Annotated in this window: 31 protein-coding genes; 1 reads left to right on the top strand and 30 read right to left on the bottom strand. The window is 67.2% G+C overall.

The annotated features are described in order from the left end of the window. Positions 1-577 precede the first annotated feature (577 nt). Positions 578-2,197, bottom strand: coding sequence for an ATP-binding cassette domain-containing protein (locus tag NLX86_RS17885; RefSeq protein ID WP_254372706.1), 1,620 nt, complete (start codon positions 2,195-2,197; stop codon positions 578-580). A gap of 56 nt (positions 2,198-2,253) precedes the next feature. Here NLX86_RS17885 and NLX86_RS17880 point away from each other — a divergent pair, with 56 nt between their 5' ends. Beyond that, a complete protein-coding gene (locus NLX86_RS17880; protein ID WP_254372705.1) occupies positions 2,254-3,120 on the top strand; it encodes a hypothetical protein in 867 nt (288 codons plus the stop codon). Here NLX86_RS17880 and truA read toward each other — a convergent pair. The 29 genes from truA to rplD all read right to left on the bottom strand — a co-directional run bounded on the left by truA (position 3,091) and on the right by rplD (position 19,362). Further along, complete coding sequence (gene truA, locus NLX86_RS17875) at positions 3,091-3,948, bottom strand: tRNA pseudouridine(38-40) synthase TruA (RefSeq protein WP_254372704.1); 858 nt, start codon at positions 3,946-3,948, stop codon at positions 3,091-3,093. The two genes, NLX86_RS17880 and truA, sit on opposite strands and share 30 nt — an antisense overlap. A gap of 89 nt (positions 3,949-4,037) precedes the next feature. Further along, a complete protein-coding gene (gene rplQ / locus NLX86_RS17870; RefSeq protein WP_254372703.1) occupies positions 4,038-4,544 on the bottom strand; it encodes a 50S ribosomal protein L17 in 507 nt (168 codons plus the stop codon). 162 nt (positions 4,545-4,706) lie between these two features. Further along, positions 4,707-5,729 (bottom strand): DNA-directed RNA polymerase subunit alpha, encoded by a 1,023-nt coding sequence (locus NLX86_RS17865; protein ID WP_010473911.1) that lies wholly within the window; start codon positions 5,727-5,729, stop codon positions 4,707-4,709. Positions 5,730-5,856: 127 nt separating this feature from the next. Further along, positions 5,857-6,261: a 30S ribosomal protein S11 gene (rpsK, locus tag NLX86_RS17860; RefSeq protein WP_003956432.1), complete on the bottom strand. Its 405-nt coding sequence runs from the start codon at positions 6,259-6,261 to the stop codon at positions 5,857-5,859. A 66-nt stretch (positions 6,262-6,327) separates the two neighbouring features. Then, entirely contained in the window at positions 6,328-6,708 is a 381-nt protein-coding gene (gene rpsM, locus NLX86_RS17855) for a 30S ribosomal protein S13 (protein WP_254372702.1), read from the bottom strand. A gap of 192 nt (positions 6,709-6,900) precedes the next feature. After that, positions 6,901-7,014: a 50S ribosomal protein L36 gene (gene rpmJ / locus NLX86_RS17850; RefSeq protein ID WP_003956441.1), complete on the bottom strand. Its 114-nt coding sequence runs from the start codon at positions 7,012-7,014 to the stop codon at positions 6,901-6,903. 63 nt (positions 7,015-7,077) lie between these two features. Further along, the gene (gene infA / locus NLX86_RS17845) at positions 7,078-7,299 is read right to left on the bottom strand and encodes a translation initiation factor IF-1 (protein WP_003956442.1); all 222 of its coding nucleotides are present in this window, start codon (positions 7,297-7,299) and stop codon (positions 7,078-7,080) included. Between the two features lie 139 nt (positions 7,300-7,438). Then, positions 7,439-8,275: a type I methionyl aminopeptidase gene (gene map, locus NLX86_RS17840; RefSeq protein WP_254372782.1), complete on the bottom strand. Its 837-nt coding sequence runs from the start codon at positions 8,273-8,275 to the stop codon at positions 7,439-7,441. Between the two features lie 98 nt (positions 8,276-8,373). Then, positions 8,374-9,033, bottom strand: coding sequence for an adenylate kinase (locus tag NLX86_RS17835; protein WP_254372701.1), 660 nt, complete (start codon positions 9,031-9,033; stop codon positions 8,374-8,376). Then, complete coding sequence (gene secY / locus NLX86_RS17830) at positions 9,033-10,343, bottom strand: preprotein translocase subunit SecY (RefSeq protein WP_254372700.1); 1,311 nt, start codon at positions 10,341-10,343, stop codon at positions 9,033-9,035. Before secY ends, NLX86_RS17835 begins: the two co-directional genes overlap by 1 nt. Positions 10,344-10,595: 252 nt before the next feature. After that, positions 10,596-11,051 (bottom strand): 50S ribosomal protein L15, encoded by a 456-nt coding sequence (gene rplO / locus NLX86_RS17825; RefSeq protein ID WP_254372699.1) that lies wholly within the window; start codon positions 11,049-11,051, stop codon positions 10,596-10,598. Position 11,052: 1 nt separating this feature from the next. Further along, positions 11,053-11,235 (bottom strand): 50S ribosomal protein L30, encoded by a 183-nt coding sequence (gene rpmD, locus NLX86_RS17820; protein WP_005313525.1) that lies wholly within the window; start codon positions 11,233-11,235, stop codon positions 11,053-11,055. Next, entirely contained in the window at positions 11,235-11,837 is a 603-nt protein-coding gene (rpsE, locus tag NLX86_RS17815) for a 30S ribosomal protein S5 (protein ID WP_254372698.1), read from the bottom strand. Before rpsE ends, rpmD begins: the two co-directional genes overlap by 1 nt. Positions 11,838-11,883: 46 nt before the next feature. Next, entirely contained in the window at positions 11,884-12,267 is a 384-nt protein-coding gene (gene rplR / locus NLX86_RS17810; protein ID WP_254372697.1) for a 50S ribosomal protein L18, read from the bottom strand. A 3-nt stretch (positions 12,268-12,270) separates the two neighbouring features. Then, positions 12,271-12,810 (bottom strand): 50S ribosomal protein L6, encoded by a 540-nt coding sequence (gene rplF / locus NLX86_RS17805; protein WP_254372696.1) that lies wholly within the window; start codon positions 12,808-12,810, stop codon positions 12,271-12,273. A gap of 21 nt (positions 12,811-12,831) precedes the next feature. Next, on the bottom strand, positions 12,832-13,230 hold the full coding sequence (rpsH, locus tag NLX86_RS17800; protein ID WP_067163170.1) for a 30S ribosomal protein S8: 399 nt from the start codon (positions 13,228-13,230) through the stop codon (positions 12,832-12,834). Between the two features lie 249 nt (positions 13,231-13,479). Next, positions 13,480-13,665 carry a type Z 30S ribosomal protein S14 gene (locus NLX86_RS17795; protein WP_030368403.1) on the bottom strand — a complete coding sequence of 62 codons (186 nt, stop codon included), beginning with the start codon at positions 13,663-13,665 and terminating at the stop codon, positions 13,480-13,482. 2 nt (positions 13,666-13,667) lie between these two features. Next, complete coding sequence (gene rplE, locus NLX86_RS17790; protein WP_254372695.1) at positions 13,668-14,225, bottom strand: 50S ribosomal protein L5; 558 nt, start codon at positions 14,223-14,225, stop codon at positions 13,668-13,670. Beyond that, positions 14,225-14,548 carry a 50S ribosomal protein L24 gene (rplX, locus tag NLX86_RS17785; protein WP_214920408.1) on the bottom strand — a complete coding sequence of 108 codons (324 nt, stop codon included), beginning with the start codon at positions 14,546-14,548 and terminating at the stop codon, positions 14,225-14,227. The genes rplE and rplX overlap by 1 nt, the downstream gene beginning before the upstream one ends. Positions 14,549-14,550: 2 nt before the next feature. Next, a complete protein-coding gene (gene rplN / locus NLX86_RS17780) occupies positions 14,551-14,919 on the bottom strand; it encodes a 50S ribosomal protein L14 (RefSeq protein ID WP_003956455.1) in 369 nt (122 codons plus the stop codon). A 99-nt stretch (positions 14,920-15,018) separates the two neighbouring features. Next, positions 15,019-15,303, bottom strand: a complete 285-nt coding sequence (gene rpsQ, locus NLX86_RS17775; protein ID WP_254372694.1) for a 30S ribosomal protein S17 — start codon at positions 15,301-15,303, stop codon at positions 15,019-15,021. Next, positions 15,303-15,527 (bottom strand): 50S ribosomal protein L29, encoded by a 225-nt coding sequence (rpmC, locus tag NLX86_RS17770; protein ID WP_254372693.1) that lies wholly within the window; start codon positions 15,525-15,527, stop codon positions 15,303-15,305. The genes rpsQ and rpmC overlap by 1 nt, the downstream gene beginning before the upstream one ends. After that, positions 15,527-15,946 (bottom strand): 50S ribosomal protein L16, encoded by a 420-nt coding sequence (rplP, locus tag NLX86_RS17765; RefSeq protein ID WP_119286204.1) that lies wholly within the window; start codon positions 15,944-15,946, stop codon positions 15,527-15,529. Before rplP ends, rpmC begins: the two co-directional genes overlap by 1 nt. Positions 15,947-15,951: 5 nt before the next feature. After that, a complete protein-coding gene (rpsC, locus tag NLX86_RS17760; protein WP_254372692.1) occupies positions 15,952-16,797 on the bottom strand; it encodes a 30S ribosomal protein S3 in 846 nt (281 codons plus the stop codon). Further along, a complete protein-coding gene (gene rplV / locus NLX86_RS17755) occupies positions 16,797-17,144 on the bottom strand; it encodes a 50S ribosomal protein L22 (RefSeq protein ID WP_004571827.1) in 348 nt (115 codons plus the stop codon). The genes rpsC and rplV overlap by 1 nt, the downstream gene beginning before the upstream one ends. Positions 17,145-17,185: 41 nt before the next feature. Next, positions 17,186-17,467 carry a 30S ribosomal protein S19 gene (rpsS, locus tag NLX86_RS17750; protein WP_254372691.1) on the bottom strand — a complete coding sequence of 94 codons (282 nt, stop codon included), beginning with the start codon at positions 17,465-17,467 and terminating at the stop codon, positions 17,186-17,188. Positions 17,468-17,479: 12 nt separating this feature from the next. Continuing rightward, positions 17,480-18,316 carry a 50S ribosomal protein L2 gene (gene rplB / locus NLX86_RS17745; RefSeq protein WP_254372690.1) on the bottom strand — a complete coding sequence of 279 codons (837 nt, stop codon included), beginning with the start codon at positions 18,314-18,316 and terminating at the stop codon, positions 17,480-17,482. Positions 18,317-18,355: 39 nt separating this feature from the next. Further along, complete coding sequence (gene rplW / locus NLX86_RS17740; protein WP_254372689.1) at positions 18,356-18,688, bottom strand: 50S ribosomal protein L23; 333 nt, start codon at positions 18,686-18,688, stop codon at positions 18,356-18,358. After that, the gene (rplD, locus tag NLX86_RS17735; protein ID WP_254372688.1) at positions 18,688-19,362 is read right to left on the bottom strand and encodes a 50S ribosomal protein L4; all 675 of its coding nucleotides are present in this window, start codon (positions 19,360-19,362) and stop codon (positions 18,688-18,690) included. Before rplD ends, rplW begins: the two co-directional genes overlap by 1 nt. Between the last annotated feature and the right edge of the window lie 2 nt (positions 19,363-19,364).

The raw sequence follows: 19,364 nt of genomic DNA, 5'->3' as shown, positions 1-19,364 counted from the left end.
CCCCCGAGCGGGCAGGGGGCGCAGCCCCGCCCCCGGCAACCCCGGAGGGGAAGGGGCGGGTGTGTGGGAGTGAGCCCGCCGCAAGCGCAGCCGGGCAGCGCCGCGAAGAGGCGCCCCCGAGCGGGCCGGGGGCGCAGCCCCGCTCCCGGGGCCCTGCTGGGCCTCCGCCGCCGGCGGAGGCCCCCGTCCCACGGCACGCGGCACCGCGCAGCGGGCGCCCCCGAGCGGCACCGGCGCCGCGCAGCGGGCGCCCCCGAGCGGGCAGGGGGCGCAGCCCCGCCCCCGGCAACCCCGGAGGGGAAGGGGCGGGTGTGTGGGAGTGAGCCCGCCGCAAGCGCAGCCGGGCAGCGCCGCGAAGAGGCGCCCCCGAGCGGGCCGGGGGCGCAGCCCCGCTCCCGGGGCCCTGCTGGGCCTCCGCCGCCGGCGGAGGCCCCCGTCCCACGGCACGCGGCACCGCGCAGCGGGCGCCCCCGAGCGGCACCGGCGCCGCGCAGCGGGCGCCCCCGGCACCCCCCGGAGGGGAAGAGGGCGGGTGGGTGGGGGTGAGCTCGCCGCAGGCGGCACGGGCCCGCACCCGCTAGCGCTTGCGGTCGACCCGGCGTTCGTCCCAGACCGGGTCGCTCGTCTCCCGGACGACCCCGTCCGCGCCGAACACCAGGTACCGGTCGAAGGACTTCGCGAACCAGCGGTCGTGCGTCACCGCCAGCACCGTGCCGTCGTACGCCTCCAGGCCGTCCTGCAGGGCCTCCGCCGACTCCAGGTCCAGGTTGTCCGTCGGCTCGTCCAGCAGCAGCGCGGTCGTGCCCGCCAGCTCCAGCAGCAGGATCTGAAAACGCGCCTGCTGGCCGCCCGAGAGCTTCTCGAACGGCTGGTCGCCCTGCCGCTCCAGCTCGTACCGCCGCAGTACGGACATCGCCCCGCCCCGGTCCTTCGCGTGCTCGGTCCACAGGATGTCCACCAGGGAACGGCCGATCAGCTCCGGATGGGCATGCGTCTGCGCGAAGTGCCCGGGTACGACCCGCGCGCCCAGCTTCCACGCTCCCGTGTGCGCCACCGGCTCCCCCGCCAGCAGCCGCAGGAAGTGCGACTTCCCCGACCCGTTCGACCCCAGTACCGCGACCCGCTCCCCGTAGAAGATCTCCAGGTCGAACGGTTTCATCAGGCCGGTCAGCTCCAGCTGCGCGCACGTCACGGCCCGCACGCCCGTGCGCCCGCCGCGCAGCCGCATGGTGATCTCCTGCTCGCGCGGCGGCTCCGGCGGCGGACCGGCCTCCTCGAACTTCTTGAACCGCGTCTGCATGGCCCGGTAGCGCGACGCCATGTCAGGGCTGATGGCCGCCTGGTTCCGCAGCCGCAGCACCAGCGCGCGCAGCCGCGCGTGCTCCTCGTCCCAGCGCCGCTTCAGCTCCTCGAAGCGCGCGAACCGCTCCTTGCGCGCCTCGTGGTACGTGGCGAAGCCACTGCCGTGCACCCACACATCGCTGCCCGCGGCCCCCGGCTCCACGCTCACGATCTTCTCGGCCGACCTGGCCAGCAGCTCCCGGTCGTGGGAGACGAAGAGCACCGTCTTCCGGGTCTCCTTCAGCCGCTCCTCGAGCCACCGCTTGCCCGGCACGTCCAGATAGTTGTCCGGCTCGTCGAGCAGCAGCACCTCGTCCGGACCGCGCAGCAGCGCCTCCAGCACGAGCCGCTTCTGCTCACCCCCGGAGAGCGTCCGCACCTGGCGCCACTGCGCCTTCTCGTACGGCATCCCCAGCGCGGCCATGGTGCAGATGTCCCACAGCGTCTCGGCCTCGTACCCGCGCACCTCGGCCCAGTCGCTCAGCGCCTGCGCGTACGCCATCTGCGCGGCCTCGTCGTCCCGGGTCATGATCGCGTGCTCGGCGGCGTCGACCGCGGCCGCCGCCTCCCTGATCCGCGACTGCGCGACCGACACCAGCAGATCCCGGACCGTGCGCTCGTCCCGCACCGATCCCACGAACTGGGGCATCACGCCCAGCCCGCCACTGACGGTCACGGACCCGCCGTGCGGCTGCAGCTCCCCCGAGATCAGCCGCAGCAGTGTCGTCTTGCCCGCACCGTTCGCGCCCACCAGGGCGACCACGGAACCTTCGCCCACACGGAACGAGGCATCCCCGAGGAGCACCCGCCCGTCGGGAAGGTAGTACTCCAGGTGTCCGGTTTCGAGATGTCCCATGGTCCGCATTGTCACCGCCGACACTGCCCTCCCCCAACACGTTTAGGATGCGCAGCATGAGCTTTGGGCAAGGGGGGCCTTCATGGGGCTCCGGGGGACCACAGGATCCGTACGGGTCGAGCACACCGGACTGGGCCGCGCTGGCCGACGCGTCCGCCGCGCGCAACCGCCGCAGGAAATTCCTCTGGATCGGCGGCGGCGCCCTCGCGACGGCCGCGATCGTCGGCATCGTGGCCACCGCCATCGTGTCCACGAACAACGGCAACGACCGGGACGGCAAGGCCGCCAGTGAACTGCCCACCCCGGAGCAGCTGCCGAGCAACAGCGCGCAGCCCGGCCCGTCCTTCTCCTCGGTCGCCCCGCCGCCCCCGCCCAACCCGCACGACTTCATCTCAAGCTCGAAGAAGGACAAGGCACCGCTCAGCGCGGACACCCTGTACCCGGGCAGGAGGCTGACGATGGGCGACCGCGTCTACGCGAAGGGCCCGACGAACCGCACCACCGGCTGCGCCTCGGCCACCCAGGGCGCACTCGGCGCGGTCCTGGCGAACAACGGCTGTACCCAGGTCATCCGCGCGACCTACGCCAAGGGCGGCGTGGCCGTCACCGTCGGCGTCGCGGTCTTCGACACCGAGGCGCAGGCCAAGAAGGCGAAGGAGCAGGCGAGCGGCGGCCTCGCCTCCCTCTCCGGCTCGGGTGTCCCGACGTTCTGCCGCGGTGGGGCGGTCTGCCGCAAGACCACCAACTCCTACGGCCGGTACGCGTACTTCACCGTCGGCGGCTTCACCAACGGCAAGAACGTCACCAAGAGCGACAGCGCCGTCTTCCAGGCCGGCGACGACCTCGCCGAGTTCACCTTCCAGCAGATCGTCCAGCGCGGCCGCAGCCAGGCCTCAGCAGCAGCCGGCGCTCAGGCCGGGTAGCGTCCGCATATTGCGGGCCTCGCGGCTGCGCGCGGCCAGCAACTCGTCCGCGGGGTAACCGACTTCCTCCAGGGTCAGGCCGTGCGGCCGTACGACGTGCACGGCCGGGTCCCGTACCCCCGCCGCCAGCACCCGGCCCGGCCAGTCCACCGTCCGGTGCCCGTCGCCGACGTACAGCAGCGCGCCGACGAGCGAGCGCACCATGTTGTGGCAGAAGGCGTCGGCCCGCACGGTCGCGGTGACGATGCCGTCCGCCCCGCGCTCCCAGCTGAGCTGCTGGAGCGTACGGATGGTCGTCGCGCCCTCGCGCTTCTTGCAGTACGCGGCGAAGTCGTGCTCACCCAGCAGCTCCCGCGAGGCAGTGTTCATCGCGTCCACGTCCAACGGCCAGTCGTGCCACAGCACATGACCGCGCCTCAGCGGGTCGACCCCGCCCTTGTGGTCACCGACCCGGTACGCGTACCGCCGCCAGATCGCCGAGAACCGGGCGTTGAACCCGGCCGGCGCCTCGGCCACCTTCCATACGCGCACATCGTGCGGCAGCCGCCCGGCGAGCCGCCGCAGCAGCTTGTCCGCGTGCTCGGCCCAGACGGCCTCCGGCAGGTCGACCTGCGCCACCTGGCCGCGCGCGTGGACGCCCGCGTCCGTACGCCCGGCGACGGTCAGGTCCACCGGGTCGGGCAGCCGCATGACGGTCTGCAGCGCGGACTCCAGCTCGCCCTGCACCGTGCGCCGCTCGCGCTGCTTCGCCCAGCCCGAGAAGTCCTTCCCGTCGTACGAAAGGTCCAGCCGCACCCGTACGAACCCGGGCTGCACTTCGTCACTCACCCTGTGATCCCCTCGAACCTCTTCACAAACAGAGCGGGCCCGCACCGCCCCGAAGGGTGATGCGGGCCCGTCCAGTGGTCTCAGAACGCTCAGGCGTCCTTGGACTCCTCGGCGGCAGCCTCGGCGGGCTTGGCGTCCTCGACGGTCTCGGCCGGAGCCTCGTCCTTCTTGAGGGCGTCTTCCTTGACCGCGCGCTTGGTCGCGGCCTCGGCCTCACCGGTGGCCTGCTGGGCCACGGTCAGGGCCTCCACCAGCTCGATGACCGCCATCGGGGCGTTGTCGCCACGACGGTTGCCGATCTTGGTGATGCGGGTGTAACCACCGGGGCGGTTCTCGTACCGCGGGGCGATCTCGGTGAAGAGCGTGTGCACGATGCTCTTGTCCGTGATCGTCTGCAGCACCAGGCGACGGTTGTGGATGTCGCCCTTCTTCGCCTTGGTGATCAGGCGCTCGGCGACCGGACGCAGCCGGCGGGCCTTGGCCTCGGTCGTGGTGATGCGGCCGTGCTCGAACAGCGACTTCGCGAGGTTCGCGAGAAGCAGACGCTCGTGCGCGGCGCTGCCGCCCAGACGGGCACCCTTGGCGGGCTTCGGCATGGTGTTACTCCTTCATATCTGCACCGGCCGTATCAGGTACCGGTGTCAGTTCCCCCGGGGCGGATGCCCCAGGGAAGCAAATCAGGCCCGGCCTCAATCTCCCCCCGGACGAAGTCCGGGGGGAGATTGAGGCCAAAACCTCAGCCGCCGGCGACGGGAAGATCAGTACTGCTCGGTCTCGACGAACCCGGCATCGGCGTCGTCGTCCGCGCCAAACGCGTCCGCGGCAGCGGTCGGGTCGAATCCGGGCGGGCTGTCCTTGAGCGCCAGGCCCATGCCGGCCAGCTTCGCCTTGACCTCGTCGATCGACTTCGCACCGAAGTTGCGGATGTCGAGCAGGTCGGCCTCGGAGCGGGCGACGAGCTCACCCACGGAGTGGATGCCCTCGCGCTTGAGGCAGTTGTACGAACGGACCGTGAGCTCGAGCTCCTCGATCGGCAGCGCCAGATCGGCGGCGAGCGCGGCGTCCGTCGGGGACGGGCCCATGTCGATGCCCTCGGCGTCGATGTTGAGCTCGCGGGCCAGACCGAACAGCTCGACCAGGGTCTTACCGGCGGACGCCATGGCGTCACGCGGGCGCATGGCCTGCTTGGTCTCGACGTCGACGATCAGCTTGTCGAAGTCGGTGCGCTGCTCGACTCGGGTCGCCTCGACCTTGTAGGTGACCTTGAGGACGGGGCTGTAGATGGAGTCGACCGGGATGCGGCCGATCTCCTGGCCCAGCTGCTTGTTCTGCACGGCGGAGACGTAGCCGCGACCGCGCTCGACGGTCAGCTCCATCTCGAGCTTGCCCTTGCCGTTCAGCGTCGCGAGGACGAGGTCCGGGTTGTGCACCTCGACACCGGCCGGCGGGGCGATGTCAGCAGCGGTGACCAGGCCGGGGCCCTGCTTGCGCAGGTACATCACGACCGGCTCGTCGTGCTCCGAGGAGACGACCAGCTGCTTGATGTTCAGGATGAGGTCGGTGACGTCCTCCTTGACGCCCGGCACGGTGGTGAACTCGTGCAGGACACCGTCGATCCGGATGCTGGTGACAGCGGCGCCGGGGATCGAGGAGAGGAGCGTACGGCGCAGGGAGTTGCCGAGGGTGTAGCCGAAGCCCGGCTCCAGCGGCTCGATCACGAACCGGGAGCGGTATTCGTCGACGACCTCTTCGGTCAGCGAGGGGCGCTGAGCGATAAGCATGATGGAGATCCTTCAGTCGTGGGCGCCCGCTATTTGACGCCCGACGGAGTGCTGCGTACTGCAAGGGTACGGGCGGCACGCCCCCCGGAGGAGACGTACCGCCCGGCACACTCAAAAACGCACAGCGTCAGACGCGGCGGCGCTTCGGCGGGCGGCAGCCGTTGTGCGGGGTGGGGGTGACGTCCTGGATCGAGCCGACCTCGAGGCCAGTGGCCTGGAGGGAGCGGATCGCGGTCTCACGGCCGGAGCCGGGACCCTTGACGAAGACGTCAACCTTGCGCATGCCGTGCTCCTGCGCGCGGCGGGCGGCCGACTCGGCGGCCATCTGCGCGGCGAAGGGGGTGGACTTGCGTGAGCCCTTGAAGCCGACGTGGCCGGCGGAGGCCCAGGAGATCACGTTGCCGGACGGGTCCGTGATCGAAACGATGGTGTTGTTGAACGTGCTCTTGATGTGGGCGTGCCCGTGAGCGACGTTCTTCTTTTCCTTGCGGCGCACCTTCTTGGCTGCGCCCTGACGGCCCTTAGGAGGCATGTCTTTACTCCTGCGTGGAGGTGGTCGGTCCTACAGCGAAGACCGCTGAACAGCGTCCGCTGAGGACTACTTCTTGCCCGGCTTCTTCTTACCGGCGATGGCGCGACGCGGGCCCTTGCGGGTGCGAGCGTTGGTGCTGGTGCGCTGACCGTGGACCGGCAGGCCACGGCGGTGCCGCAGACCCTGGTAGCAGCCGATCTCGACCTTGCGGCGGATGTCGGCCTGGATCTCGCGACGGAGGTCACCCTCGGTCTTGAGGTTGGCGTCCACGTACTCGCGGATCTTGACCAGGTCCTCTTCGGCCAGGTCACGAACGCGGGTGTTCGGGTTCACACCAGTGGCGGCGAGAGTCGCCTTCGACTGGGTGCGGCCGATGCCGAAGACGTAGGTGAGTGCGACCTCCACACGCTTTTCGCGCGGGATGTCAACACCGGAAACGCGTGCCATTCAATGGCTCCTGTGTGTTCGGGGGTCTTCCGCAGAACCACTCCCGGCCGCCGACCTCGCTGTGAGAGAGGTGGTACGTCCGGGTCCCCGGCCCCCGCCGGAGGTGTCGTCAGCCGTGGCTTGGACGGGTTCTGCGTATGTACGTATTGCTATGCGTCGCGCGAAGAACTGCGAGGTACAGGTGGTCGTGCTTCAGCCCTGGCGCTGCTTGTGGCGCAGGTTGTCGCAGATGACCATGACCCGGCCGTGACGGCGGATCACCTTGCACTTGTCGCAGATCTTCTTGACGCTCGGCTTGACCTTCATGGGATGTCAGGTTCTCCGGGTCAGTGCCACCACCCACGCCGAAGCGGGATGTGGGGACAAGATCTACTTGTATCGGTAGACGATCCGGCCACGCGTCAGGTCGTACGGAGAGAGCTCCACCACGACCCGGTCATCGGGGAGGATGCGGATGTAGTGCATACGCATCTTGCCGCTGATGTGCGCGAGGACCTTGTGACCGTTCTGGAGTTCCACCTTGAACATGGCGTTCGGGAGGGACTCGATCACGGTGCCCTCGATTTCGATGGCACCTTGCTTCTTGGCCACGCTTCGCCTTTCGAATCGGCTACCTTGATCAGCTCCCCGCAGACATGCAGACGCACGGATGCACGGGAGCCGACGAGTCAGTCTACGTCAGGGCATCAGTAAAGACGAATCGGGAGAGTCTGCCCACCGGAGCAGATCATTAAGCAAGAGGGTCGGGAGCGACTGGGATCCCGTACTCGGCGAGCTTCGCCCTGCCGCAGTCGGGAGCGGTCAGCACCAGCGGGCCTTCCTCGGTGAGCGCGATCGAGTGCTCCCAGTGCGAGGACCAGGTGCCGTCGGTGGTGATGACGGTCCAGTCGTCGGCGAGCACCTCGGTGTGCGGTGTGCCGAGGCTCACCATCGGCTCGATGGCCAGGCACACACCCGGGCCGAGCTTGATGCCCTTGCCGCGCTTGCGCGTGACGTAGTTCAGCAGATGGGGGTCCATGTGCATCTCGGAGCCGATGCCGTGGCCGCCGTACTCCTCGATGATCCCGTACTTGCCGGTGGCCGGCCGGGGCTGGCGGCGGATGAACGACTCGATCGCCTTGGAGATGTCGACCAGCCGGTTGCCGGTCTTCATCGCGGCGATGCCGGCCCACATCGACTCCTCGGTCACCCGGGAGAGCTCGACCAGCTCGGGGGCGTGGCCGGTACCGACGAAGGCGGTGTACGCGGCGTCACCGTGCCAGCCGTCGATGATCGCGCCGGCGTCGATGGAGATGATGTCGCCGTCCTTCAGGACGGTCTTGTCGTCCGGGATGCCGTGGACGACGACCTCGTTGACCGAGGTGCAGATGGTGGCCGGGAAGCCGCCGTAGCCGAGGAAGTTCGACTTGGCGCCGTGGTCGGCGATGACCTTGCGGGCCACCTCGTCCAGGTCCTTGGTGGTGGCGCCGGGCACGGCCGCCTCACGGGTCGCCGCGTGGATCGCGGCGACGACCAGCCCCGCCTCGCGCATCTTCGCGATCTGCTCCGGGGTCTTGATCTCCACCATGGCCTTTTTGCCTTCCACGTCCGTCGTATCTCTGCTCAACAGTACGGCCGCGGCGTCCATCGGACACCGCGGCCGAACCACTGGTACTGCGGTACTGCTCAGCCCTTGGCGGGCTTCTTCAGGGCGTCCATCGCCCGCTGCGTCACGTCCGCCACCGGGCCGAGCGCCGTGATCGTCACCACAAGCTCCTGCTGCTTGAAGTAGTCGATGATCGGCTCGGTCTCACGGTGGTAGACGTCAAGGCGGTTGCGGACGGTGTCCTCGCTGTCGTCGCCCCGCTGGTAGAGCTCACCGCCGCACACGTCGCACACGCCCTCGACCTCGGGCTTCTTGTACTCGATGTGGAAGGTGTGCGCGCTGTCCTTGCGGCAGGTACGGCGGCCGGCGATGCGCTTGACGACCTCTTCCTCGGGAACTTCGAGGTCGAGCACGCCGTCGAGGGCGATGCCCTTCTCGACGAGGTACGCGTCGAGCGCCTCCGCCTGGTTCACGTTGCGCGGAAAGCCGTCCAGCAGGAAGCCGCCCGCGGCGTCCGGCTGCTCGAGCCGGTCCTGCGCCATCCCGATGGTCACCTCGTCGGGGACCAGGTTCCCGGCGTCCATGTACGCCTTCGCCTGCTTGCCGAGGGCAGTGCCCTGGCTGATGTTGGCGCGGAAGAGGTCGCCCGTGGAGATGTGCGGGATGGACAGGTTCTTGGCAAGGAACGCGGCCTGCGTTCCCTTGCCGGCACCCGGCGGCCCGACGAGGACGATTCGCATCAGCGGAGGAACCCTTCGTAATTGCGCTGCTGGAGCTGGCTCTCGATCTGCTTCACGGTCTCCAGTCCCACACCCACGATGATGAGGATGCTCGTCCCGCCGAAGGGGAAGTTCTGGTTCGCGCCGAAGCCTGCCAACGCCATCGTCGGCACAAGAGCAATCAGACCCAGGTACAGCGACCCCGGCCAGGTGATCCGGTTGAGCACGTAGCTCAGGTACTCAGCAGTAGGTCGACCAGCCCGAATGCCCGGGATGAACCCACCATACTTCTTCATGTTGTCCGCGACTTCGTCGGGGTTGAACGAGATCGCCACATAGAAGAAGGCGAAGAACACGATCAACAGGAAGTACGTGGCGATGTAAATGGGCTTGCCATCGACGAAGTGCTTCTGAATCCAGGTCGCCCAGTCCGATTGGCCGCCGCTGAACTGCACGATCAGCATCGGGATGAAGAGCAGCGACGAGGCGAAGATGACAGGAATCACACCCGCCTGGTTCACCTTCAACGGAATGTACGTCGACGTACCTCCGTAGGACCGGCGGCCGATCATGCGCTTCGCGTACTGGACCGGGATCCTGCGCTGCGCCTGTTCCACGAAGACCACCAGGGCCACCATGGCGAGGCCCACCAGGATCACGATGCCGAACTCGACCCAGCCGTCGGCGATCTTGCCCTGCAGCTTGATGGCCCACAGCGCGCTCACGAAGCCGGCGGCGATCGAGATGAACATCAGGATCGACATGCCGTTGCCGATGCCGCGGTCCGTGATCAGCTCGCCGAGCCACATCACCATCGCCGTACCCGCGGTCATCGTGATCACCATGGTCGCGGTGACGAAGATCGACTGGTCGGGGACGATCTCGGTGGCGACCGGGCAGCCCTGGAACAGCGCGCCGCTGCGGGCGGTGGCCACCAGGCCGGTGCCCTGCAGGATCGCGAGGGCGACCGTCAGATAACGGGTGTACTGGGTGATCTTCGCGGTGCCGGACTGTCCCTCCTTCTTGAGGGCCTCCAGCCGCGGAATCACCACGGTCAGCAGTTGCAGGATGATGCTCGCCGTGATGTACGGCATGATGCCGAGCGCAAAGATCGTGATCTGCAGCAGCGCGCCACCACTGAACAAGTTGACGAGACCCATGAGGTTGTTACCGCTCTGGGCCTGGTTCACACAGATCTGTACGTTCTGGTAGCTGACGCCAGGGATCGGGACGTGGGCTCCGAGCCGGAACAGCACGATGATGCCGAGCGTGAAGAGCAGCTTCTTGCGCAGGTCGGGCGTCTTGAACGCCCGGGCGAACGCGGTGAGCACGGTGCCTCCTGCGACCCCCGCGCTACTGCGTCAGAGGTGACGGTCTTGAGGATCGACGAATACGGATCAATCAGAATCCGCACGATCCCAGTCAGCAGACCGTGCGGTCCGGGAGCCGGGGCCCCCTGAATACACCAACAGTGCACGCCACCTTACCGGCGAGTGTGCCCCCGTAGGAACGACCGACCGGGGATGCCCCTTTTGAGAGGCATCCCCGGTCGGTGTTTCTAGCTTTCAGCCATCGGACTCGTCTCAGACGAGCTCGGTGACGCTGCCGCCCGCGGCGGCAATCTTCTCCTTGGCGGAGCCGGAGACGGCGTCAACCGTCACCTGCAGCGCCACGGAGATCTCGCCCTGGCCCAGGACCTTGACGAGGCTGTTCTTGCGCACCGCGCCCTTGGCGACCAGGTCGGCCACCGTGACCTCTCCACCCTCGGGGTAGAGAGCGCCGAGCTTGTCCAGGTTCACGACCTGGTACTCGGTGCGGAACGGGTTCTTGAAGCCCTTGAGCTTCGGGAGACGCATGTGGAGGGGCATCTGCCCACCCTCGAAGCGCTCCGGAACCTGGTAACGGGCCTTGGTGCCCTTGGTACCACGACCTGCGGTCTTACCCTTGGACGCCTCACCACGACCCACACGGGTCTTGGCGGTCTTGGCGCCCGGGGCAGGACGGAGGTTGTGGACCTTCAGCGGGTTCTGCTCCGCCATGTCAGTCGACCTCCTCAACCGTCACGAGGTGGCGGACGGTGTGCACCATGCCGCGGAACTCGGGACGGTCCTCCTTGACAACCACGTCGTTCAGGCGCTTGAGCCCGAGCGAACGCAGGGTGTCGCGGTGGTTCTGCTTGCTGCCGATGTACGACTTCGTCTGCGTGATCTTGAGACGGGCCATTACGCACCCGCTCCCGCACGTGCACGAAGCAGAGCCGCGGGGGCGACGTCCTCGAGGGGCAGACCACGGCGAGCCGCGATCTCCTCGGGACGCTGCAGGCCCTTGAGGGCCGCCACGGTCGCGTGCACGATGTTGATCGCGTTGTCGGAGCCCAGGGACTTCGACAGGATGTCGTGAACGCCGGCGCACTCGAGCACCGCGCGCACCGGGCCACCCGCGATTACACCGGTACCGGGGGAAGCAGGCTTCAGCAGGACGACGCCCGCAGCCTTCTCGCCCTGGATCGGGTGCGGGATGGTGCCCTGGATGCGCGGGACCTTGAAGAAGTTCTTCTTGGCCTCTTCCACGCCCTTGGCGATGGCCGCGGGAACTTCCTTGGCCTTGCCGTATCCGACACCTACGGTGCCGTCACCGTCGCCCACCACGACCAGCGCGGTGAAGCTGAAGCGGCGACCACCCTTGACAACCTTGGCGACGCGGTTGATCGCGACAACGCGCTCAACGTACGCGGTCTTCTCGGCGGCAGGGCCACCGTCGCGACCCTTCCGGTCCCGCCGCTCGCCGCCACCGGCACCGCTTCCGCGGCGCTGGGGTCCAGCCATTGGATTTACCTCTCTCTGTTACGTCCGTTAGTCCCGGAACCGGGGCTTAGAACTTCAGCCCGGCTTCGCGGGCGGCGTCAGCCAGAGCGGCAATGCGCCCGGCGTACCTGTTGCCACCACGGTCGAACACGACAGCCTCGACGCCGGCGGCCTTCGCACGCTCGGCGACAAGCGCGCCGACCTGCTGGGCCTGGGCGCTCTTGTCGCCCTCGCCACCACGGATCGAGGTGTCCAGGGTCGACGCCGACGCGAGCGTGTGGCCCGCGATGTCGTCGATGACCTGCGCAACGATGTGGCGGTTGGAACGCGTCACGACCAGGCGCGGACGCTCCGGCGTACCGGAGACGTGCTTGCGGACGCGGATGTGACGACGCTTGATGGCAGCGCGCTTGTACGCGTCACCCTTGGCGATCTTTACACCGTATGCCATGGCTTACTTACCCGCCTTTCCGACCTTGCGGCGGATAACCTCGCCCGCGTACTTGACGCCCTTGGCCTTGTACGGGTCAGGCTTACGCAGCTTGCGGATGTTCGCGGCGACCTCGCCGACCTTCTGCTTGTCGATGCCCTCGACGCTGAGCTTCGTGGGCGACTCGACCTTGAAGGTGATGCCCTCGGGGGCCTCGATGAGGATCGGGTGGCTGTAGCCCAGGGCGAACTCCAGGTTGGAGCCCTTCGCCTGGACGCGGTAACCGACACCGCTGATCTCGAGCGCCTTGCTGTAACCCTGGGTCACGCCGGTGATCATGTTCGCCACCAGCGTGCGGGACAGGCCGTGAAGGGCCTTGTTCTGACGCTCGTCGTTCGGGCGGATGACGTTCAGGACGCCGTCCTCACCCTTGGTGACCTCGATCGGCGCGGCAACGGTGTGCGAGAGGGACCCCTTGGGGCCCTTCACCGCGACCGTGCGGCCGTCGATGGTGACGTCCACACCGGCGGGAACCTGGATGGGGAGCTTGCCGATTCGCGACATTAGCTTTTCCTCCGTTCCCGACTACCAGACGTAGGCGAGGACTTCCCCACCTACGCCCTTCTTGCCTGCCTGCTGGCCGGTCAGAAGACCGTGGGACGTGGAGATGATCGCCACGCCCAGGCCGCCAAGGACCTTCGGCAGATTGGTGGACTTCGCGTACACGCGCAGACCCGGCTTCGAAATCCGCTTGATGCCGGCGATCGAGCGCTCGCGGTTCGGGCCGAACTTCAGCTCGAGAACGAGGTTCTTGCCGACCTCGGCGTCCTCGACCTTCCAGCCGGTGATGAAGCCCTCCTGCTGGAGGATCTCCGCGATGTGCGACTTGATCTTGCTGTGCGGCATCACGACGGTGTCGTGGTACGCCGAGTTTGCGTTACGCAGACGCGTGAGCATGTCTGCGATGGGATCAGTCATGGTCATGAATTGGCCTTCGGCCTCTCTCGCCGGGGTTTCCTGTATGCGCCATCCCTCTCCCCGATCAGTGTCGGGACGGGTGCGGTGCGGGGACCTACGGCGTAGTAAGCGTCATATAGCGGGCTACGCCCGCGGGCGGTCAGGGCGGCGGACGCCCAACCCCGCAAGCCTACGGCATGCGAGGGAGGGCTTCCGCCGACCTGGATGCTTACCGAGAGCCTCTGGAAATCCGTACGCCCAAAGGGCAGTAGTGGATTACCAGGAGCTCTTGGTCACGCCCGGCAGCTCGCCACGGTGAGCCATCTCACGAAGGCACACGCGGCACAGGCCGAACTTGCGGTACACGGAGTGCGGACGGCCACAGCGCTGGCAGCGGGTGTACGCGCGCACACCGAACTTGGGCTTGCGGGCGGCCTTAGCGATCAGAGACTTCTTCGCCACGGTCAGTTCTCCTTGAACGGGAAGCCGAGGTGACGAAGGAGGGCACGACCCTCGTCGTCGTTGGTCGCCGTGGTGACCACGGTGATGTCCATGCCCCGGACCCGGTCGATCTTGTCCTGGTCGATCTCGTGGAACATGACCTGCTCCGTGAGACCGAAGGTGTAGTTGCCACGGCCGTCGAACTGCTTCGGCGACAGACCACGGAAGTCACGGATACGCGGCAGCGCGAGCGACAGCGTACGGTCCAGGAACTCCCACATGCGGTCACCGCGGAGGGTGACGTGGCAGCCGATCGGCTGGCCCTCACGCAGCTTGAACTGCGCGATGGACTTCCGGGCCTTGGTGACGGCCGGCTTCTGGCCGGTGATCGTGGTGAGGTCGCGGATGGCGCCCTCGATCAGCTTGGAGTCGCGGGCGGCGTCGCCCACACCCATGTTGACCACGATCTTGACGAGACCGGGAACCTGCATGACGTTCTCGTACGAGAACTCCTCACGCAGCTTGCCCGCGATCTCCTCGCGGTAGCGCAGCTTCAGACGCGGCGCGGTGGTGGTAGTCATCAGATGTCCTCACCGGTGCGCTTGGCAACGCGGATCTTGTTGCCCTCGTCGTCAAAGCGGTAGCCGACGCGAGTAACGACCTTCTTGCCGTCCTTCTCAACAACCAGCTGCACGTTGCTGACGTGGACCGGAGCCTCGGTCGTCACAATGCCGCCGGTCTGCGAACCACGAGCGGTCTGGCCGGCCTTGGTGTGCTTCTTGACCCGGTTGACACCCTCGACGAGGACACGGTTCTCAGTAGGGATGGCCAGAATGACCTTGCCCTGCTTGCCCTTGTCCTTACCGGTGATGACCTGAACCAGGTCGCCCTTCTTGATCTTCATGCTTACAGCACCTCCGGCGCGAGCGAGATGATCTTCATGAACTTCTTCTCGCGCAGCTCACGGCCCACCGGGCCGAAGATACGGGTGCCGCGAGGGTCGCCGTCGTTCTTCAGAATGACGGCGGCGTTCTCGTCGAAGCGGATGTACGAGCCGTCCTGACGACGACGCTCCTTGACGGTGCGAACGATGACGGCCTTGACGACGTCACCCTTCTTCACGTTGCCACCGGGGATCGCGTCCTTGACGGTGGCGACGATGACGTCACCGATGCCCGCGTAGCGGCGACCCGAGCCACCGAGAACACGGATGCAAAGGATTTCCTTGGCACCAGTGTTGTCGGCGACACGCAGTCGCGACTCCTGCTGGATCACGTCTATCTCCTGATTGTCTGCCGGTTCCCGGCGGGGGCTTCAGTGAAGAAGCCCCCGCCGAGCCTGGCGGAACTGACTTGAGGGAAACCCCTCAAGTAATTACTTGGCCTTCTCGAGGATCTCGACGATGCGCCAGCGCTTCGTCGCCGACAGCGGACGCGTCTCCATGATGAGGACGCGGTCGCCGACGCCGGCAGCGTTCTGCTCGTCGTGCGCCTTGAGCTTGTTGGTACGGCGGATGACCTTGCCGTACAGCGCGTGCTTCACGCGGTCCTCGACAGCGACGACGACGGTCTTGTCCATCTTGTCGCTGACGACGAGACCCTCACGGGTCTTGCGGAAGCCGCGGCTCTCGTTCGTCTCAGTCACATTCTTCTCGCTCATCAGGCGCTCTCCACCGTCTCGATGCCCAGCTCGCGCTCACGCATCAGGGTGTAGATCCGGGCGATGTCCTTACGGACGGACTTGAGCCGGCCGTTGTTCTCGAGCTGCCCGGTCGCCGCCTGGAAGCGGAGCTTGAACAGCTCTTCCTTCGCCTCGCGAAGCTTGATGACGAGTTCCTCGTCATTCAGCTCACGCAGCTCGGTCGCCTTGATACCGGCCGCCATCACGACTCACCTGCCTCGCGCCGAACAATCCGGCACTTCATCGGAAGCTTGTGAGCAGCGCGGGTAAGCGCCTCACGAGCAATCTTCTCGTTCGGGTAGGACAGCTCGAACATCACCCGACCGGGCTTGACGTTCGCGATCCACCACTCGGGGGAACCCTTACCGGAACCCATGCGGGTCTCGGCAGGCTTCTTGGTGAGCGGACGGTCCGGGTAGATGTTGATCCAGACCTTGCCGCCACGCTTGATGTGGCGGGTCATCGCGATACGAGCAGCCTCGATCTGGCGGTTCGTCACGTACGCCGGGGTCAGCGCCTGGATGCCGTACTCGCCGAATGCGACCTCAGTGCCACCCTTCGCCATACCGCTGCGCTTGGGGTGGTGCTGCTTGCGGTGCTTGACCCTACGAGGGATCAGCATGTCGGTCAGGCCTCCGTTCCAGTGCTCTCAGCCGGAGCAGCGGCGGCGGGAGCCTCGGCCTTGGGGGCCTCGGCAGCCGGCGCGGACTGCTGCGGCTTGCGGCCGCGGCCGCCACGCTCGCCACCACGACCACCACGGCCACCGGCCGGACGGTCGCCGGCGCCGCCACCACGGGCCGGGCGGTTACCCGCACGGGCCGCGGCGTTCTCGGCGCGAACCTCGGCGATGTTCTTGACGTCGCCCTTGTAGATCCAGACCTTCACGCCGATACGGCCGAAGGTCGTCTTGGCCTCGAAGAAGCCGTAGTCGACGTTCGCGCGGAGCGTGTGCAGGGGCACACGGCCCTCGCGGTAGAACTCCGAGCGGGACATCTCGGCGCCGCCGAGACGGCCACCGCACTGGATCTTGATGCCCTTGGCGCCGGCCTTCATCGTGCCCTGCATGCTCTTACGCATGGCGCGACGGAAGGAGACGCGGGAGGAGAGCTGCTCGGCAACGGCCTGAGCAACCAGCTGAGCGTCCATCTCGGGGTTCTTGACCTCGAGGATGTTCAGCTGGACCTGCTTGCCCGTGAGCTTCTCGAGGTCGCCGCGGATGCGGTCGGCCTCGGCGCCACGGCGGCCGATGACGATGCCGGGACGCGCGGTGTGGATGTCCACCCGCACGCGGTCACGGGTGCGCTCGATCTCAACCTTCGAGATGCCGGCGCGCTCCATGCCGGACGTCATCATCCGACGGATGGCGACGTCTTCCTTGACGTAGTCCTTGTACAGCTTGTCGGCGTACCAACGGGACTTGAAGTCCGTGGTGATGCCGAGCCGGAACCCGTGCGGGTTTACCTTCTGGCCCATTACCGGGTTCCTTCCTTGCTGCTGACGACCACGGTGATGTGGCTGGTCCGCTTGCGGATCCGGTAGGCACGGCCCTGAGCACGCGGACGGAACCGCTTCAGGGTCGGACCCTCGTCGACGTAAGCCTCGCTGATGACCAGCGAGGAGGCGTCCGTGTGGTCGTAGTTGTGCGCGGCGTTGGCAATGGCGCTGTCAAGCACCTTGCCCACCGGCACGCTGGCGGCCTGCGGGGCGAAACGCAGGACCGCCTGGGCCTCCGTGGCATCCATGCCACGGATGAGGTCCACCACGCGGCGGGCCTTCATGGGCGTGACGCGGATGTACCGCGCCTGGGCCCTGGCTTCCATGGTTGTCCCTTCGGTGTCGTTCATAGTCTTCGCACCCCGCCTTAGCGGCGCTTCGACTTGCGGTCGTCCTTGACGTGGCCGCGGAAGGTGCGGGTCGGCGCAAACTCGCCGAGCTTGTGGCCGACCATGGACTCGGTGACGAACACCGGGACATGCGTCTTGCCGTTGTGCACCGCGATGGTGTGACCCAGCATCGCCGGGATGATCATCGAGCGACGGGACCAGGTCTTGATGACGTTCTTGGAACCGGCTTCGTTCTGTACGTCCACCTTCTTGATGAGGTGGTCGTCGACGAAGGGCCCCTTCTTGAGACTGCGCGGCATCTAAACCCGCTCCTAGCGCTTCTTGTTCGTCTTGCGGCGGCGGACGATGTACTTGTTGGACGCCTTCTTCGGCGACCGAGTACGACCCTCCTTCTGACCCCACGGGCTGACCGGGTGACGACCACCGGAGGTCTTGCCCTCACCACCACCGTGCGGGTGGTCAACCGGGTTCATCGCGACACCGCGGACGGTCGGGCGGACGCCCTTCCAGCGCATACGGCCGGCCTTGCCCCAGTTGATGTTCGACTGCTCGGCGTTGCCGACCTCGCCAACAGTGGCGCGGCAGCGGACGTCGACGAGGCGGACCTCACCGGACGGCATACGCAGGTGGGCGTACTGGCCCTCCTTCGCCAGCAGCTGCACGGAAGAACCGGCAGAGCGGGCGAACTTGGCGCCACCACCGGGACGGATCTCGATCGCGTGGATCGTGGTACCGACCGGGATGTTGCGGAGCGGGAGGTTGTTGCCCGGCTTGATGTCGGCGCCGGGGCCGTTCTCGATCCGGTCGCCCTGGTTCAGCTTGGCCGGGGCGATGATGTAGCGCTTCTCGCCGTCTGCGTAGTGCAGCAGCGCGATGCGCGCGGTGCGGTTCGGGTCGTACTCGATGTGCGCGACCTTGGCCGGCACGCCGTCCTTGTCGTGACGACGGAAGTCGATCACTCGGTAGGCGCGCTTGTGGCCACCGCCCTGGTGGCGAACGGTCACACGACCGGCGTTGTTACGGCCGCCCTTGCTGTGCAGGGGGCGGACCAGCGACTTCTCCGGCGTGGACCGCGTGATCTCGACAAAGTCGGCGACGCTGGAGCCACGACGGCCCGGGGTCGTCGGCTTGTACTTGCGGATACCCATTTCTCAGTCCTCGTCCGATTCCGGACGACTAGGACTCCGTTAGGAGACCTGGCCGCCGAAGATGTCGATACGGTTGCCCTCGGCAAGGGTCACGATGGCGCGCTTGGTGTTGGCGCGCTTGCCGAAACCGGTCTTGGTGCGCTTGCGCTTACCCTGACGGTTGATCGTGTTGACCCCGGTGACCTTGACCGGCCAGACCGCCTCGACGGCCTGCTTGATCTGGGTCTTGTTGGCACGCGGGTCGACGACGAACGTGTACTTGTTCTCGTCCAGCAGCGCGTAGCTCTTCTCGGAAACCACCGGCTTGACCAGGATGTCACGGGGGTCCGTGAAGGTCTTGCTGGTGACGACCGCTGCAGTTTCCTCGCTCATCAGGCGTCGCTCCCTTCGAGCTCAACCTCAGAAGCGACGGCCTTGGCAGACGCGGCCGGACCGGCCACGAAGGACTCGAAGGCAGCCTGCGTGAAGATCACGTCGTCAGAGACGAGCACGTCGTACGTGTTCAGCTGGCCCGGCTCCAGGAGGTGCACCTGGGGCAGGTTGCGGGCGGAAAGCCACGCGGCCTCGTCGGCCCGCTCGACGACCAGGAGCACGCGGGGGCGCTCGCTGATCTTGCCCAGCAGGGTCTTCACGGCCTTGGTGGAAACCGTGCCGTCGACCACGCCGGTGACGACGTGGATACGGCTGTTGCGGGCCCGGTCGGAGAGGGCACCGCGCAGGGCGGCGGCCTTCATCTTCTTCGGGGTCCGCTGGGAGTAGTCACGCGGCGTGGGGCCGTGGACAACGCCACCGCCGACGAACTGCGGGGCACGGGTCGAACCCTGGCGCGCGCGGCCGGTGCCCTTCTGGCGGTACGGCTTGCGGCCGCCGCCTCGGACCTCGCCACGACGCTTGACCTTGTGCGTGCCCTGACGGGCGGCGGCCAGCTGCGCCACGACGACCTGGTGGAGCAGCGGGATGCTGACCTTGGCGTCGAAGATCTCGGCGGGGAGCTCTACGGTCCCGGTCTTGTCGCCGGAGGGCGACAGAATGTCAATGGTGGTCATAT

This window comes from Streptomyces sp. A3M-1-3 (assembly GCF_024213665.1).
GTDB lineage: Bacteria > Actinomycetota > Actinomycetes > Streptomycetales > Streptomycetaceae > Streptomyces.
This window is presented reverse-complemented; position numbering and strand designations above follow the sequence as displayed.

What these genes read in the sequence shown, in the direction of transcription:
- NLX86_RS17885 (WP_254372706.1), bottom strand. Translation starts at nt 2,197, where the DNA reads ATGGGACATCTCGAAACCGGACACCTGGAGTACTACCTTCCCGACGGG.
- NLX86_RS17880 (WP_254372705.1), top strand. Translation starts at nt 2,254, where the DNA reads ATGAGCTTTGGGCAAGGGGGGCCTTCATGGGGCTCCGGGGGACCACAG.
- rplQ (WP_254372703.1), bottom strand. Translation starts at nt 4,544, where the DNA reads ATGCCGAAGCCCGCCAAGGGTGCCCGTCTGGGCGGCAGCGCCGCGCAC.
- NLX86_RS17865 (WP_010473911.1), bottom strand. Translation starts at nt 5,729, where the DNA reads ATGCTTATCGCTCAGCGCCCCTCGCTGACCGAAGAGGTCGTCGACGAA.
- rpsK (WP_003956432.1), bottom strand. Translation starts at nt 6,261, where the DNA reads ATGCCTCCTAAGGGCCGTCAGGGCGCAGCCAAGAAGGTGCGCCGCAAG.
- rpsM (WP_254372702.1), bottom strand. Translation starts at nt 6,708, where the DNA reads ATGGCACGCGTTTCCGGTGTTGACATCCCGCGCGAAAAGCGTGTGGAG.
- rpmJ (WP_003956441.1), bottom strand. Translation starts at nt 7,014, where the DNA reads ATGAAGGTCAAGCCGAGCGTCAAGAAGATCTGCGACAAGTGCAAGGTG.
- map (WP_254372782.1), bottom strand. Translation starts at nt 8,275, where the DNA reads ATGGTGGAGATCAAGACCCCGGAGCAGATCGCGAAGATGCGCGAGGCG.
- NLX86_RS17835 (WP_254372701.1), bottom strand. Translation starts at nt 9,033, where the DNA reads ATGCGAATCGTCCTCGTCGGGCCGCCGGGTGCCGGCAAGGGAACGCAG.
- rplO (WP_254372699.1), bottom strand. Translation starts at nt 11,051, where the DNA reads ATGGCGGAGCAGAACCCGCTGAAGGTCCACAACCTCCGTCCTGCCCCG.
- rpmD (WP_005313525.1), bottom strand. Translation starts at nt 11,235, where the DNA reads ATGGCCCGTCTCAAGATCACGCAGACGAAGTCGTACATCGGCAGCAAG.
- rpsE (WP_254372698.1), bottom strand. Translation starts at nt 11,837, where the DNA reads ATGGCTGGACCCCAGCGCCGCGGAAGCGGTGCCGGTGGCGGCGAGCGG.
- rplR (WP_254372697.1), bottom strand. Translation starts at nt 12,267, where the DNA reads ATGGCATACGGTGTAAAGATCGCCAAGGGTGACGCGTACAAGCGCGCT.
- rplF (WP_254372696.1), bottom strand. Translation starts at nt 12,810, where the DNA reads ATGTCGCGAATCGGCAAGCTCCCCATCCAGGTTCCCGCCGGTGTGGAC.
- rpsH (WP_067163170.1), bottom strand. Translation starts at nt 13,230, where the DNA reads ATGACCATGACTGATCCCATCGCAGACATGCTCACGCGTCTGCGTAAC.
- rplE (WP_254372695.1), bottom strand. Translation starts at nt 14,225, where the DNA reads ATGACTACCACCACCGCGCCGCGTCTGAAGCTGCGCTACCGCGAGGAG.
- rplX (WP_214920408.1), bottom strand. Translation starts at nt 14,548, where the DNA reads ATGAAGATCAAGAAGGGCGACCTGGTTCAGGTCATCACCGGTAAGGAC.
- rpsQ (WP_254372694.1), bottom strand. Translation starts at nt 15,303, where the DNA reads ATGAGCGAGAAGAATGTGACTGAGACGAACGAGAGCCGCGGCTTCCGC.
- rpmC (WP_254372693.1), bottom strand. Translation starts at nt 15,527, where the DNA reads ATGGCGGCCGGTATCAAGGCGACCGAGCTGCGTGAGCTGAATGACGAG.
- rplP (WP_119286204.1), bottom strand. Translation starts at nt 15,946, where the DNA reads ATGCTGATCCCTCGTAGGGTCAAGCACCGCAAGCAGCACCACCCCAAG.
- rpsC (WP_254372692.1), bottom strand. Translation starts at nt 16,797, where the DNA reads ATGGGCCAGAAGGTAAACCCGCACGGGTTCCGGCTCGGCATCACCACG.
- rplV (WP_004571827.1), bottom strand. Translation starts at nt 17,144, where the DNA reads ATGGAAGCCAGGGCCCAGGCGCGGTACATCCGCGTCACGCCCATGAAG.
- rpsS (WP_254372691.1), bottom strand. Translation starts at nt 17,467, where the DNA reads ATGCCGCGCAGTCTCAAGAAGGGGCCCTTCGTCGACGACCACCTCATC.
- rplB (WP_254372690.1), bottom strand. Translation starts at nt 18,316, where the DNA reads ATGGGTATCCGCAAGTACAAGCCGACGACCCCGGGCCGTCGTGGCTCC.
- rplW (WP_254372689.1), bottom strand. Translation starts at nt 18,688, where the DNA reads ATGAGCGAGGAAACTGCAGCGGTCGTCACCAGCAAGACCTTCACGGAC.
- rplD (WP_254372688.1), bottom strand. Translation starts at nt 19,362, where the DNA reads ATGACCACCATTGACATTCTGTCGCCCTCCGGCGACAAGACCGGGACC.